Source organism: Acidisoma sp. PAMC 29798 (genome assembly GCF_030252425.1).
In the GTDB taxonomy this organism is placed as follows: Bacteria; Pseudomonadota; Alphaproteobacteria; order Acetobacterales; family Acetobacteraceae; genus Acidisoma; species Acidisoma cladoniae.
This window is the reverse complement of sequence record NZ_CP126994.1, coordinates 2,093,582-2,106,360: the sequence shown is the minus strand read 5'-3', so window position 1 is coordinate 2,106,360 and position 12,779 is coordinate 2,093,582. Positions and strand designations below refer to the sequence as shown.

General features: G+C 65.9%; 14 protein-coding genes. 7 read left to right on the top strand and 7 right to left on the bottom strand.

Annotation, left to right across the window (positions count from 1 at the left end):
- Positions 1–25: 25 nt before the first annotated feature.
- The 6 genes from QP803_RS10165 to gloB form a co-directional block, all read right to left on the bottom strand.
- Positions 26–1,009: a threonine ammonia-lyase gene (locus tag QP803_RS10165; RefSeq protein WP_284947643.1), complete on the bottom strand. Its 984-nt coding sequence runs from the start codon at positions 1,007–1,009 to the stop codon at positions 26–28.
- Complete coding sequence (locus tag QP803_RS10160; RefSeq protein WP_284947642.1) at positions 1,006–2,472, bottom strand: glycosyltransferase family 39 protein; 1,467 nt, start codon at positions 2,470–2,472, stop codon at positions 1,006–1,008. Before QP803_RS10160 ends, QP803_RS10165 begins: the two co-directional genes overlap by 4 nt.
- 186 nt (positions 2,473–2,658) lie before the next feature.
- Positions 2,659–3,777 (bottom strand): glycosyltransferase, encoded by a 1,119-nt coding sequence (locus tag QP803_RS10155; RefSeq protein WP_284947877.1) that lies wholly within the window; start codon positions 3,775–3,777, stop codon positions 2,659–2,661.
- Positions 3,778–3,906: 129 nt separating this feature from the next.
- Complete coding sequence (locus tag QP803_RS10150; protein ID WP_284947641.1) at positions 3,907–4,350, bottom strand: cupin domain-containing protein; 444 nt, start codon at positions 4,348–4,350, stop codon at positions 3,907–3,909.
- Positions 4,351–4,355: 5 nt separating this feature from the next.
- Entirely contained in the window at positions 4,356–4,952 is a 597-nt protein-coding gene (locus QP803_RS10145; protein WP_284947640.1) for a glutathione S-transferase N-terminal domain-containing protein, read from the bottom strand.
- Positions 4,953–4,990: 38 nt separating this feature from the next.
- The gene (gene gloB, locus QP803_RS10140) at positions 4,991–5,722 is read right to left on the bottom strand and encodes a hydroxyacylglutathione hydrolase (RefSeq protein ID WP_284947639.1); all 732 of its coding nucleotides are present in this window, start codon (positions 5,720–5,722) and stop codon (positions 4,991–4,993) included.
- 90 nt (positions 5,723–5,812) lie between these two features.
- On the opposite strand from gloB, the gene QP803_RS10135 reads away from it, so the two are divergent.
- Together QP803_RS10135 and QP803_RS10130 are read left to right on the top strand one after the other, a co-directional pair.
- Positions 5,813–6,523 carry a class I SAM-dependent methyltransferase gene (locus QP803_RS10135; RefSeq protein ID WP_284947638.1) on the top strand — a complete coding sequence of 237 codons (711 nt, stop codon included), beginning with the start codon at positions 5,813–5,815 and terminating at the stop codon, positions 6,521–6,523.
- A 100-nt stretch (positions 6,524–6,623) separates the two neighbouring features.
- Positions 6,624–6,800 carry a DUF3309 domain-containing protein gene (locus QP803_RS10130; protein ID WP_284947637.1) on the top strand — a complete coding sequence of 59 codons (177 nt, stop codon included), beginning with the start codon at positions 6,624–6,626 and terminating at the stop codon, positions 6,798–6,800.
- A gap of 33 nt (positions 6,801–6,833) precedes the next feature.
- Here QP803_RS10130 and QP803_RS10125 read toward each other — a convergent pair whose 3' ends face one another.
- Positions 6,834–8,072: a DNA topoisomerase IB gene (locus QP803_RS10125; protein ID WP_284947636.1), complete on the bottom strand. Its 1,239-nt coding sequence runs from the start codon at positions 8,070–8,072 to the stop codon at positions 6,834–6,836.
- Between the two features lie 127 nt (positions 8,073–8,199).
- Here QP803_RS10125 and QP803_RS10120 point away from each other — a divergent pair, with 127 nt between their 5' ends.
- The 5 genes from QP803_RS10120 to glcF all read left to right on the top strand — a co-directional run bounded on the left by QP803_RS10120 (position 8,200) and on the right by glcF (position 12,750).
- Positions 8,200–8,484 carry a BrnT family toxin gene (locus QP803_RS10120; protein WP_284947635.1) on the top strand — a complete coding sequence of 95 codons (285 nt, stop codon included), beginning with the start codon at positions 8,200–8,202 and terminating at the stop codon, positions 8,482–8,484.
- Positions 8,471–8,746: a BrnA antitoxin family protein gene (locus QP803_RS10115; RefSeq protein WP_284947634.1), complete on the top strand. Its 276-nt coding sequence runs from the start codon at positions 8,471–8,473 to the stop codon at positions 8,744–8,746. Before QP803_RS10120 ends, QP803_RS10115 begins: the two co-directional genes overlap by 14 nt.
- Positions 8,747–8,813: 67 nt before the next feature.
- Positions 8,814–10,250 carry an FAD-linked oxidase C-terminal domain-containing protein gene (locus QP803_RS10110; RefSeq protein WP_284947633.1) on the top strand — a complete coding sequence of 479 codons (1,437 nt, stop codon included), beginning with the start codon at positions 8,814–8,816 and terminating at the stop codon, positions 10,248–10,250.
- Positions 10,247–11,440, top strand: coding sequence for an FAD-binding protein (locus tag QP803_RS10105; protein ID WP_284947632.1), 1,194 nt, complete (start codon positions 10,247–10,249; stop codon positions 11,438–11,440). The genes QP803_RS10110 and QP803_RS10105 overlap by 4 nt, the downstream gene beginning before the upstream one ends.
- Positions 11,441–11,448: 8 nt before the next feature.
- The gene (glcF, locus tag QP803_RS10100) at positions 11,449–12,750 is read left to right on the top strand and encodes a glycolate oxidase subunit GlcF (RefSeq protein WP_284947631.1); all 1,302 of its coding nucleotides are present in this window, start codon (positions 11,449–11,451) and stop codon (positions 12,748–12,750) included.
- Positions 12,751–12,779 lie beyond the last annotated feature (29 nt).

Below are 12,779 nucleotides of genomic sequence, written 5' to 3'. Positions count from 1 at the left end.
GCAGCGTATTCAGCCGTTAGACGCGTTACAGCGTCGCGAGCGCCTGCTGGAAGATGACCGGATCGACATTGCCGCCGCTCAATACGATCGCCGTGACACGGTCGCGGCCGTCGAAAGCGCCGGACAGCAGCGCCGCCAAGGTCGCGGAACCGCTTGGCTCCACCACAAGCTTCAAATGGATGAAGGCGAAGGCCATGGCCTTCAGCACCGCCTCATCCGTCACCACGATGCCGCCCGCAACCCGACGACGATTGATCGCGAAAGTCAGCTCGCCCTGCGTGGGAGACATCAGCCCGTCACACAAAACGGAACCGCCGGGGCCATTGACCTCCCGCACGCCGGAGATCAGCGACCGCCGCATATCGTCCCGTCCTTCGGGTTCGACCGCATAGATCTGCGTGCCGGGCGACATCTCTTCCATCGCCAATGCACAGCCGGCGATCATGCCGCCGCCACTTACCGGCACCAGCATCGCATCCGCCTTCAGGCCTAAGGCTGCGGCGTCCTCCGCGAGTTCGATCGCCAGCGTTCCCTGGCCCGCGATGACACGGGCATCGTCGTACGGGGGAATAAGCGCCGCGCCCGTGCGGGCCGCCTCGGCGCGGGCCAATGCCTCACGGTCGTCATGCAGCCGGTCGAAAGGCACCACCGTTGCACCCCAGGCGCGGGTCGCGCGGGTTTTGATGGCGGGGGCATCGGCCGGCATGAAGATGGTCGCGGGCAAGCCAGCATGCGACGCGGCATAGGACGTCGCCTGGGCGTGGTTGCCGGAGGAGAAGGCGACGATGCCGCCGGTATGGCCGTTCTCGACCAGGGACAGCACGGCGTTCATCGCGCCGCGCAGCTTGAAGCTGTGGGTGTGCTGCAAGGGCTCCGGCTTGATCAGAACTTTGCCGCCGATGGCGCGGTCGAGCATCTCGCTCCGCAGCAGCGGCGTGTGGACCACATGGCCTGCCATGCGGCGGCGCGCGGCAAGCTGGTCTTGATAGGTCGGCAGAGTGATCTTCACGGCGTGACTCCAGAGGGCAGGCGGGTCAGGATTTGGCCGGCTTCGGGGTCGGCCGTGACGGAGGAGAGCGTATAGGTTTCGCCGATTCGGCCATATCGCCCGCGGCCCACGTCGCCAATCGTATACAGCGATCCCCAGGCGGTGGCGTCAGGCGGGGTTCGCCTACGATCGGTGCGGACCAACAGCCCGCGCGTGCCGGCCGTCACTGCCGCACCGGCACGGGGCAGGCGGAACAGCGCCCAGCGCGGGTCCTGTGCCAGAACCGGCAGCGATGCCGGCAAGCGCAAGGCAAGTTCCGAGCCCAGGCCGTATTCGTCGATGACCACAAACTGGGCGCCGATGGCCTGGGCGCGGGCGGTGACCGTGGCGGCCAGCGGCGCCCAGCCTCCGAGCACGCGGATGGTGGGGTCGCCCACGCCGCCGAGGGGGATCGGGCTCGCCCAGGCCTGGACATAGACGATCAGCGTCATGACGAACCCGACGCTGAGCGCCGGCCGCAGCAGGCGGGTGGTAAGAGGAAGGCTGGCGGCAGCGATCACCGCCGCCGGATACAGGATGCCGGGCCAATTGCCCTGGACGCGATCCCCCAGGGCGTGTTGCAGGAACACTAAAGCGGGCAGCACGCCCAGCGCGACCAGAAGCCCCGCCGCCGGGTCGCGCCGCTGCCAGGCGACGCGGGACACCGCGATGAGGCCCGCGACGCAAAGCACGAAGATGATCGGTGTGGCGAGGCCGAGCTGTCCGCCGATCAACTCACCCAGGAATTGCACGGCGCGCGCCGGATGCCAGGCGCCGGTGCGGCCGCCTTGCTTGAGGAAACTCACCCAATGGTGGCCGGCGTTCCACAGGATGACGGGCAGGAACAGCAGCACCGCGACGACAAGGCCGAGCCAGGGGCGCGGATCGCGCAGCCAGCGCTGGCCAGCGGGAAGCAGCAGCAGCCAGAGACCGATGCCGACCAGCAGCAGCGCGGCGGTGTATTTGCTGTCGAGGGCGAGGCCGGCGGCGATGCCGACGACAAGCCACCACCAGCCCGAACCGCCGGAAACGATGCGCGCCATCGACCAGAGGGTCATGATCCAGAACAGCATCAACGGCGTGTCGGGTGTCATCAGGATGCCGCCCGCGCCGAATAACAGGGTCGCGTTTAGAAGCAGGACGGCGACATAGCCGCGTCCGGCGCCGAGCCGCCGCGCGGCATGGAGTAGGAAGACGGAACCGAGGAGGGCTGAGAGTGGCGCCAGCAGGCGGATGCCCAGCGCGCTATGGCCGAGCAGCAGGGTGCCGGCGCGGATCCAGAGCGCCACCATGGGCGGATGATCGAGGTATCCCGGCGCCAGTGCGCGCGACCAGACCCAGTAATAGGCCTCGTCGGGGGAAATTGGCGTGACACCCGCGACCAGCAGGCGCAGCGCCGTCAGGCCGAGAAGCGCGGCCCAAAATACGGCGGGGGAGAGGGACATGATGGCCGAACCCGGTGAGAAGATTGGCGGAAGACGCTGCGCTTTCCCGCCCTAAGTCCAATTACCGTCATTCGCGCACTTGATGCGCGAACCTACCCGTTTGGGCGCCATGACGGTGTTTAGGTGCCGGAACGGGTAGGTCCCCGGGTCAAGCCCGGGGATGACGATCGTTTGGGTGTTTATCCCCTAAACCGTGCGCCAGACCAAGGTGGACGACACCGCGTAATTCCACACCACGCTGATCGCAGCGCCGATGGCGGCAGCGGCGAGGCCCATATGACTGCCGCCTGAAAACAGCGCCGTCGCGATGCCGACATTGGCCACGGCGCCGAGGCCGCAGACCAGCATGAACAGCGCAATACCGCGCAGCAGGCGCGGCCCGCGCAGGCGATGCGTGCGGTAGGTCAGCCGGTTATTGAGCTGGAAATTGAACAGCATGGCAATGACCGTAGCGACGATCTCCGCCGCCATGAAGTCGAGCCCGAGCCTGCGCCCGATCACCAGGGCCGCCAGGTTCACAAGGATGCCTATGGCGCCGACAAGGGCGAAGGCGATGAAGCGCATCGGCACCACGCCGCCGAGACCCTTGTCGAGCAGCAGGGACGCGAATTGCACCATGACCAGCGCATCCAGCTTGCTCTCACCCGCTTCCCGCCGATGGAACTGGCAGGGGATTTCGAGCACGCGCAGCGGCTCGGCGGAGGATAGGATGAGGTCGAGGAGGATTTTGAACCCCTGGCCGGAAAGGCGCGGCGCGATCCCTTCGAAGCGCGCCCGGGGCATCATGAAGAAGCCGCTCATCGGGTCTGTAACCCGCATGGGCAGGAAATACTGCGCGGCACTGATGCCGGCGTTGGAGATGCGATGGCGCATCGCCGAGGACAGGCCTTCGGACGACCCACCCAAGACATGCCGGCTGCCGATCACCATGTCTGCCGTATTGGCGCGCAATTGGCCCAGCATCGTCGGCAGCACCGTTTGATCATGCTGGAGGTCGCCATCCATGACGGCGACGAATTCGGCGGAGGAGGAGAGCGCGCCTTCGATGACGGCGGAGGAGAGGCCGCGACGGCCGATCCGGCGGATGCAGCGCACGCGGGGATCGGTGCGGGCAATGGCGCGTGCGGCTTCTGCCGTGCCGTCCGGGCTGTCGTCATCGACGAAGATGATTTCCCAGGCGACGCCGGGCAGGGCGGCCGCCACACGATCGACCATCGGCCGGACGTTCGGCCGTTCCTTGTAGCAGGGAACGACGATGGAGAGTTCGGGGCTGATCGCAGCAGGGGCGATGCTGACGTCGCTCATGACCGCGCCACGCGACACGGCCGCGGTGAAAACCTCGTCATCGACAATGAGGTCGTGCATGGTCCCGGTCCCTCTCCGCCGGAAAGAATGGTCCGGCGTGCCCTATATCTATGCATATTCAGGCAGGATTCAGGCGCCTTTGGGGTTCCAACCGGGCGGCGCCATGACGAAGCCTTCGAACAGGAAGGCCGGCGCCACGAGGCAGGAGACCAGCGTCCAGTCGCCTAGGCTCTGCGCCCGCTGCCAATGATCAACCGGCACGGTCGCCTGAAGCGCCTCGCCGGCCGCCAAATCGGGGCCGAGCGGGTGGCGCGTGGCAAGCCCTTCGGGCTCGGCCATCTCCAGCAACAGCGGTGCCCCGGCCTGCCATAGCCATACTTCTATGGCATCGACACGATGCCAATGGCTGATGACGCCATGCGGCAGCAGGAACAGGATGGCCGTCGCCCGGCCGCGATGGGCCAGATCGCCGTCGCGAAAGGTCTCGCGGTAATAGCCACCCTCAGGGTGCGGCGCGAGACCCAGCCCCGCAATCACGGCAGTGGCGTCTAGGCCGGGATCGCGGAGGTTCATGCGCGTCAGCCAGGCGGAATGGTGGTGGCGAGGCCCGGCAGTGCCGAGATGCTCTCGAACCACTGCAACAAGCGGGGAAATTGCCCGCGCCAGCCGTCATCAGCAAAGCGGAAGTCGAGGTAGCCAAGGGCGCAGGCGACCGAGATAGCGCCGATATCGGGCGTGCCGGAGGAGGGCAGATGCGCCTCCAACAGGGTCAGAGACCGGGTGATCGCCAGCTTCTGATGATCCATGTTCTTCTGCCGCGCTTCCTCGGCGGGACGCAGCACCTCGCCGCGCGTCATCACGGCGGCGTCCATGATGCCGTCACCGAGCGCCTGGTATTTGAGGGCGAGCCAGCGATGGGCGCCGTGATCTGGAAACAGCGGCGGCGCATCCCCGACCGTATCGAGATATTCGCAGATCACCGGGCTATCGAAGAGCGCCACGCCATCCGGCGTCAGAAGCGTCGGCACCTTCCCCAAGGGATTGGCCTGGGCGAGCGCCTCGGCGGAGGCCGCGCCGCTCGGGATCCGCTCGATCTGGCTGTCGATCTCGCGCGTGATGGCACAGGCGACGACCTTGCGGACATAGGGACTGGTCGCCGAATAGAAGAGTTTCATGGGCGTCCTAAAATGTGAAGTGCAAGACAGCCGGGCCGTCAGCCTTTGAAGCTGTCCTTCATGGAGCGCAGGCGCCCGAAGCTCGCCGCATCCGCGGCCAGGAGATAGGGATTGACCGGCAACTCATCTTCCAAGCGCACCGGCAGAGTTTGCTGGCCGGCGGCCCGCATGCGGTCCACTTCGGCCGCGCGGGCGCGCAGCAGCGCGTTGTCGGGATCGACCGAGACGGCGAAGCGCGCATTGGACTGGGTATATTCATGGCCGCCGCAGACCAGCGTCGCCGGGGGCAGCGCTGCGATCTTCTGGAAACTTGCGAAGAACTGCTCCGCCGTGCCTTCGAACATCCGGCCGCAGCCGAGGCTGAACATGGTGTCGCCCGCGAATAGGATGGGGCCTTCGGGAAAGAAGTAGGAGATATGGCCCACCGTATGGCCGGGCGTCTCGATGACCTGACCGAAGGTCGAGCCGAAGGCCACCTGGTCGCCCTCGGCGAGGGCGCGGTCGAGCTTCGGCAGCCGGTGGGCATCCGCTGACGCGCCGACCACGGGGCAGCCGAAGCGCGCCCGCATGGCATCGACGCCTGCGATATGATCGTCATGATGGTGGGTGAGGAGAATGAGGTCGAGCCTGCCGCCCATCGCCTCGATCGCGGCGATGCCGACCGCGGCATCGGCCGGATCGACGAGGCCGATTGCGCCAGAGGCTTCATCCCGAAGAAGCCAGGCGTAATTATCGGCGAGCATGGGAATCGTGGAGACGGTCAATGTCATGCGCAGAACCTAGCATCGGTCATGATGGGCGGGAATGGCTCGCGGGAAGCTGGGGTCGCTGTTCCCAAGGTCGTGTATAGGAGACCCGTCATGGTTCTCGATGTTCACGCCGCAGCCGATTTCTATGCCACCGCGCAGGGGGTCGTCGCTGGCCGCCTCATTCGTGATCGCGTTGCCAAAATCTGGCCAAGCATGGCCGGACTTTCGGTGCTCGGCCTGGGCTATGCGCCGCCCTACCTCCGACCCTGGCGGGAGGAGGCGCGCCTGACCGTGGCGCTGACGCCCGCGCATCTCGGCGCCGCGCGCTGGCCGATGGGGACTGCCAATCTCACTTGCATGGCGGAGGAGGATGCGCTGCCCTTCTCTGGCCCGATCTTTGACCGCGTGCTGCTCATCCACGGGTTGGAGAGTTCGGAAAACGCCCGGCGCATGCTGCGCGAAATCTGGCGCGTCATGAAGGATGACGGGCGGCTGATGGTGGTCACGCCCAATCGCCAGGGCATGTGGGCCTATTTCGAAAAGACGCCCTTCGGCCATGGCACGCCCTATTCGCCGGGGCAGGTGGGCCGGTTGCTCGCCAGCAGCCTGTTTCGTGTGGAGCAGCGCGACACGGCCGTCTTCCTGCCGCCAACCGAGATGCGCATCGTGCTGCGCAGCAACCGTCTGTGGGAAAGGATCGGCCACAGGTTGCTGCCCCAGTTCGCCGGCGTGACCATCACCGAAGCGGTGAAAGACGTCTATTCCGCGATGCCAACAAAGCCTAATGCAAGCCGACGCTTTGTGCTCGCAGAGGCGCCCTGAGCGCGGATCGGGAGGTTTTTGCGGGCGCGACCACTACCGGAGGTGCGCATGCGTGCCACTTGAGGCGAGTGAGCGAACTGGACGTTAGAGAGGACTTTCCATGCTTCTGATCATCATCATCATCCTGCTCGTCGTTGTTCTGGGCGGCGGCGGGTTCGGCTATAGCCGTGGCTATTACCGGGAACGGCCGCATTACGGCTACGGCGCCGGTGGCCTGGGCTTGTTCCTTGTCGTCATCCTGATCCTGTTCCTGCTCTTCGGGCACAGCCACTACTGACCAAACAGGCGCCCGGAGCGATCCGGGCGCCAATTAGGCTGAGGTGTGGATCGGCTGAGAGGTCGCCTGCATCAACCGATGGGCAAGAAAGCCCGTCACTGCCGCTTCCGCCGGCTTGAGCTGATCGACCCCCTGAGACAATTCTTCCGCCGCCCGGCGCTTCAGCGCGGCGAGGAGGCTCCCATCCAAATAGCCGTCGAAGATGGCCGGATGGATGTAGCATTTGCGGCAGATCGCCGGCGTATTGCCGAGCAGTTTCGAGACCGCCTCGACAGCGCGCAGCACGCTCTTCTTGGGCGGCAGCCCGTCGCTTACGGCCCCCAGTTCCTGCAAGGCGAGGGCCGCCAGATTGGTGCCGGCCCAAGTCCGGAAATCCTTCGCCGTCACGTCTTCGCCGGTCACGTCATGCAAGTAGCGGTTGACGTCCGATGAGCCGATGGCATGGGCAATGCCAGCCTCATCCACGAACTGGAACAAGTCCTGCCCCGGCAGATGCTGACATTTGGAAACGATGCGGGCGAGCCGCGCATCCTTCAAATCGATATGGTGATCGATGCCGTGCTTGCCACGAAAGTCGAGGGTGATGGATTGCCCACGCACACGCACATGCCGATTGCGCAGCGTCGTGAGGCCGAAGCTGTTATTGGTCTGGGCATATTCCTCGTTGCCGACCCGCATCAAGGTGGTTTCCAGTAAGCGAACCACGGCGGCGACCACCTTTTCGCGCGGCAGGCCTGGGCGCGAGAGATCCGCATCAACGCGCTGACGGATGACGGGCAGAACCTTGGCAAAGACCATCATGCGGCCGAACTTCGCCTCGTCGCGAACCTCCCGCCAGCGAGGATGGTAGCGATACTGGCGGCGCCCGCGTGCATCCCGCCCCGTCGCCTGGAGATGGCCGTTCTCATCCGCGCAAATCCACACGTCCTGATAGGCGGGCGGGATGGCGAGCTTGCGGATACGGTCGAGCGTTGCGGCATCCCGCACCGGTTTTCCGTTGGCATGACGATAGGTAAAGGTCTTCTCGGCCTTTCCGGGGCGCCGATGAATCCCGGGTGCCGCTTCGGTCACATAATGCAGGTTCGCCGCCGCCGCGGCGATTTCCGGACTCTCGTTCAGTTTCAGCAGCCGTTTCAGTTCGGCGCTACGACGGGGGCGGGGGGCGGCGCGAGCAGTCGCTTCGTTTTGCATAGTGACCGAGATCGGGTGTCGCGCGTGGCGGAGCAAGCGCTGGTGCGTCCACATCCGCGTGAAGTTGAGAGTGTCTCTCAAGCAATCGCTTGCCCGTGGCGGAATGCTCTGCGCTTTTCCGCCCTTCAGGGCTCCGCGCCGGCGGTGGCAATGCTTGTGGATGAGCAGAAATGTATTTAGAATCGAGTGCTTACATGGAGGCAGCGATGTGCCTCGGTTCACCTGGAATGCCGCCAAGGCGCGCAGCAATCTGCTGAAGCACGGCGTGGCCTTCGAAGACGCCGAACTCGTGTGGCGTGATCCCCGCCACCTTCTGCGGTTCGATCGTATCGAAGACGGCGAGGAACGCTGGCACGCGATCGGCCTCGCCGGCAGCGTGGTGGTTTTGTTGGTGGCGCATACGGATACGGAGGATGGCGACATCATCAGGCTGCTAAGTGCGCGCCGCGCAACCAAAGCTGAACGAAAGGCCTATGAGAATGACGACGTCTAGAGACCAGCGCGACCGCCTCGAACGACTGGCCGGCGCACCCGATGCGACGATCGACACCTCCGACATCCCCGAAGTCCTGGATTGGTCGGGCGCTGTGCGCGGCGGTCTTTACAAGCCCCTCAAGGAAGCCATCACAATACGGTTGGATGCGGATGTGCTGGCTTGGTTCAAGGAACAGGTTGGCGGTGGCCGGGGCTACCAGTCGGAAATCAACCGGGTGCTGCGCCAACACATCGCGACGATCGCGCGGTCACGCGACTAGCCCGATCTTGCTCCATCGGACCCGGCGGCGCAGAGTCGCCCCAAGACGTCCAAGGAGCGGAGAAAAAATGATCCGTCTGCCAGAGCCGAAGGCCGATGTGCTTGCCCGCGCGCCCGAGATCATCGCCGGCCTGCGCGCCCTGTTGCCCGAAACCGGCGTCATCTCCGAACCGCTGCGCCTGCGCCCCTATGAGACCGACGGGCTCTCGGCCTATCGCCAGCCGCCCATGGCTGTGGTCCTGCCCGAAACCACCGAACAGGTCGCGGCCGTGCTCGCCTTCTGCCACCGCAACGGGGTGCGGGTCATTCCGCGCGGCGCCGGCACCAGCCTGTCCGGCGGCGCTCTGCCGCTCGCGGATGCTGTGGTCGTCGGCATGATGCGCATGAACCGCATCCTCGCCATCGACTATGCCGATCGCTGCGCGACCGTGCAGGCCGGCGTGACCAACCTGGGCATCACCGCCGCCATGCTGGACGAGGGCTTCTTCTACGCCCCCGATCCCTCCAGCCAGCTCGCCTGTATGATCGGCGGCAATGTGGCGATGAATTCCGGCGGGGCGCATTGCCTCAAATACGGTGTCACGGCCAATAACCTGCTCGGCCTCAAGATCGTCACCATCGAGGGTGAGGTCATCGACATCGGTGGCGATCACCTCGATGCCGCCGGCTATGACTGGCTCGGCCTGATGACCGGCAGCGAAGGCCAGCTCGCGATGGTGACGGAAGTGACGGTGCGCATTCTGCGCGCGCCCGAGGGCCAGCGCGCCATGCTGGCGGCGTTTCGCTCGAACGAGATCGCGGGCGCCTGCGTCGATCGCATCATCGGCTCCGGCATCATTCCCGTGGCGCTGGAATTTATGGATCGCCCGGCTATCCATGCCTGCGAGGCCTATGCCCATGCCGGCTATCCACTGGATGCCGAGGCGATGCTGATCATCGAAGTCGAAGGCTGCGTCGCGGAGCAGGACGATCTGCTCGCGCGCATCGGCGCCATGTGTGCGGAGTTCGACCCGATCAGCCTGCGTATTTCCCAATCGGCGGAGGAGAGCGCGGCCATCTGGAAGGGCCGCAAAGGCGCCTTCGGTGCGGTCGGCCGCATCAGCCCGGATTACCTCTGCATGGACGGCACAATCCCCACCAGCCGCCTGCCCGAAGTGCTCCGCCGCATGCAGGAGATGAGTGACGCCTGCGGCTTGAAGGTCGCGAATATTTTTCACGCAGGTGACGGCAATCTGCACCCGCTCATCATGTTCGACGCCAATGATTCCGACAGTTTTGCGCGGGCCGAAAAATTTGGTGCTGATATCTTGCGCCTTTGCGTCGAGGTCGGTGGTTGCCTGACTGGGGAGCATGGCGTCGGTGTGGAGAAGCGCGATCTAATGAACGTGCAATTCACGGATATCGAGCTGGACCAGATGCGCCGCATTAAATCCGCCTTCGATCCCGATTGGCTGCTCAACCCGGCCAAAGTCTTCCCGCTTGTCGAAAGCTCGCTCGCCGCATGATGGAGCCTTTAGACGAAGCGGGCGTCGCCGCTGCCGTGATCGCGGCCGGGCAGGCGCGAGAACCATTGGCAATCCAGGGCAATGGCACGAAGATGGGCATGATGCGGCCGGTGCAGGCGGCGCACACACTCTCGACCCGCAATCTGACGGGGATCACGCTCTATGCCCCGCGCGAGCTGGTGATCTCCGCGCGCGCCGGCACGCCGATCACCGAGATCGAAGCGGCGCTCATCGCGCATGGCCAGCACCTCATCGCCGAGCCGCCGGAACTCGGCCATGTTTTTGGCAATGACGCGCCGCAGACCCTCGGCGGTGTGGTCGCCACCAATCTGAGCGGGCCGCGTCGCGTCGCCTGGGGTGCGATGCGCGACCATGTCATCGGCATTCGCGCCGTCAACGGAGAGGGGGATGTCATCCGCTCCGGCGGGCGCGTGCTCAAGAACGTCACCGGCCTCGACCTCTGCAAGCTGCTGACGGGCAGCCACGGCACGCTGGGCGTGCTGACGGAAATCACCCTGCGGGTGCTTCCGGCACCCGAGAGCACCGGCTCGGTGGTGATCCGCGGTCTGGACGCCGCGCGTGGCACGGCGGCGATGGCGGCGGCGCTCGGCTCGCCCTTTGGCGTGTCGGGTGCGGCCTGGCTGCCGGCCTGGGCGACGTCGATGATCCCGACGCTGTCGGGCGGGACCGCGACCATCCTTCGGATCGAGGAATTCGCCGCCAGCGTGACCTATCGCACCGGCCGGCTTCAGGCGGACCTTTCAGCCTTCGGCCCGGCGCGTATCCTGGACGACGCCACCAGCCGTGCCGTCTGGCAGGCGGTTGGCAATGCCGTGCCGATCGCGCCCTCTGCTGGTGAAGCGGTCTGGCATATCTCGACGCGCCCCTCCCACGGGCCAAGCGTGCTGGCAGCGGCCGAAGCGGCCGGCGCGCGCGGCTTTCTCGACTGGGGCGGCGGCCGTGTCTGGCTGGCGGGGGACGGCACGGCGGCGCTCCATGCGGCGATCATGGCAGCGGTCCGGGCGGAGGGTGGCACCTGGACGCTGATGCGGGCGCCGGACGCGCTGCGCGCCGCGAGCCATGTCGTGCCGCCCGAGGTGGAGGCCCTCGCCGCGATCACGAGACGGGTCAAAGTCGCCATGGACCCCGTCGGCATCCTCAATCCCGGCCGCATCTACGCCGGCCTCTAGGCGCGATCATGCAAACCACATTCACCGCCGAACAGCTTCGCGACCCCGAGACCGCCGCCTCCAACCAGGTGCTGCGGACCTGCGTGCATTGCGGCTTCTGCACCGCGACCTGCCCAACCTTCGTGTTGCTGGGTGACGAGTTGGATAGTCCGCGCGGACGCATCTACCTGATCAAAGACATGCTGGAATCCGGCCGCCCGGCGACGGAGGAGGTGGTGCGCCATGTCGATCGCTGCCTGTCCTGCCTGTCCTGCATGACGACTTGCCCCTCGGGCGTGAACTACATGCACCTGGTCGATCACGCACGGCATTATATTGAGCAGACCTATACCCGGCCCTGGCATGAGCGGCTGATGCGCGGTGTTTTGGCGCGCGTGCTGCCGAACCCGCGCCTATTCCGTGTCGCCTTGCTCGGCGCCCGCATCGGTCGGCCGCTGGGCGGGCTGATCCCCGGCAAGAGCCTGCTCGCACAGCGGATGCGGGCGATGCTCACCCTGGCGCCGGGCCGCTTGCCGAAGCGGAGCGCCGCCCAAACGCCGCAAATCCATCCCGCGGTCGGCGAGCGACGCGGCCGTGTCGCGCTGCTCGTCGGCTGCGCGCAGACGGTGCTGGCGCCCAGCATCAACGAGGCCAGCATTCGGTTGCTCACGCGCCTGGGCATCGAGGTGGTGATAGCTCGCGATGTCGGGTGTTGCGGGGCTTTGACGCATCACATGGGCCAGCAGAGCCGGGCGATGGCCACGGCGCGGGCCGCCATCGATGGCTGGAGCGCGGAGATTGCGGGCGAGGGGCTGGACGCCATCCTCATCAACACCTCCGGCTGCGGCACGACGGTGAAGGATTACGGCTTCATGTTTCGCAATGAGCCGGATGCCGTGCGCGCCGAAACGGTGTCCGCTCTGGCCGCCGATATCAGCGAATATCTCAGCCGCATCGGCTATGCGCCGACGCGCGCCGCGCCGGGGCTGACGGTGGCGTATCATTCGGCGTGCAGCCTGCAGCATGGTCAGCGTGTGACGGCAGAGCCGAAGTCGCTGCTGCGGGCCGCTGGCTTCACGGTTGTCGAACCGGTCGATGCGCATCTGTGCTGTGGGTCGGCGGGCACGTACAACATCGTGCAGCCGGAGATCGCCGGGCGGTTGCGGACGCGAAAGTTGGAGACGCTGATGGCGAAAAAGCCCGATCTGGTGGCGGCGGGGAATATCGGCTGCATCACGCAATTGTCGAACGGCGGCGTGCCGGTGGTGCATACGATCGAGTTGTTGGATTGGATGGCCGGCGGCCCAAAGCCCGAGGCGGTACCCGATTAGCGCGCGGAGTGGCGGAATACGCTTCGCTT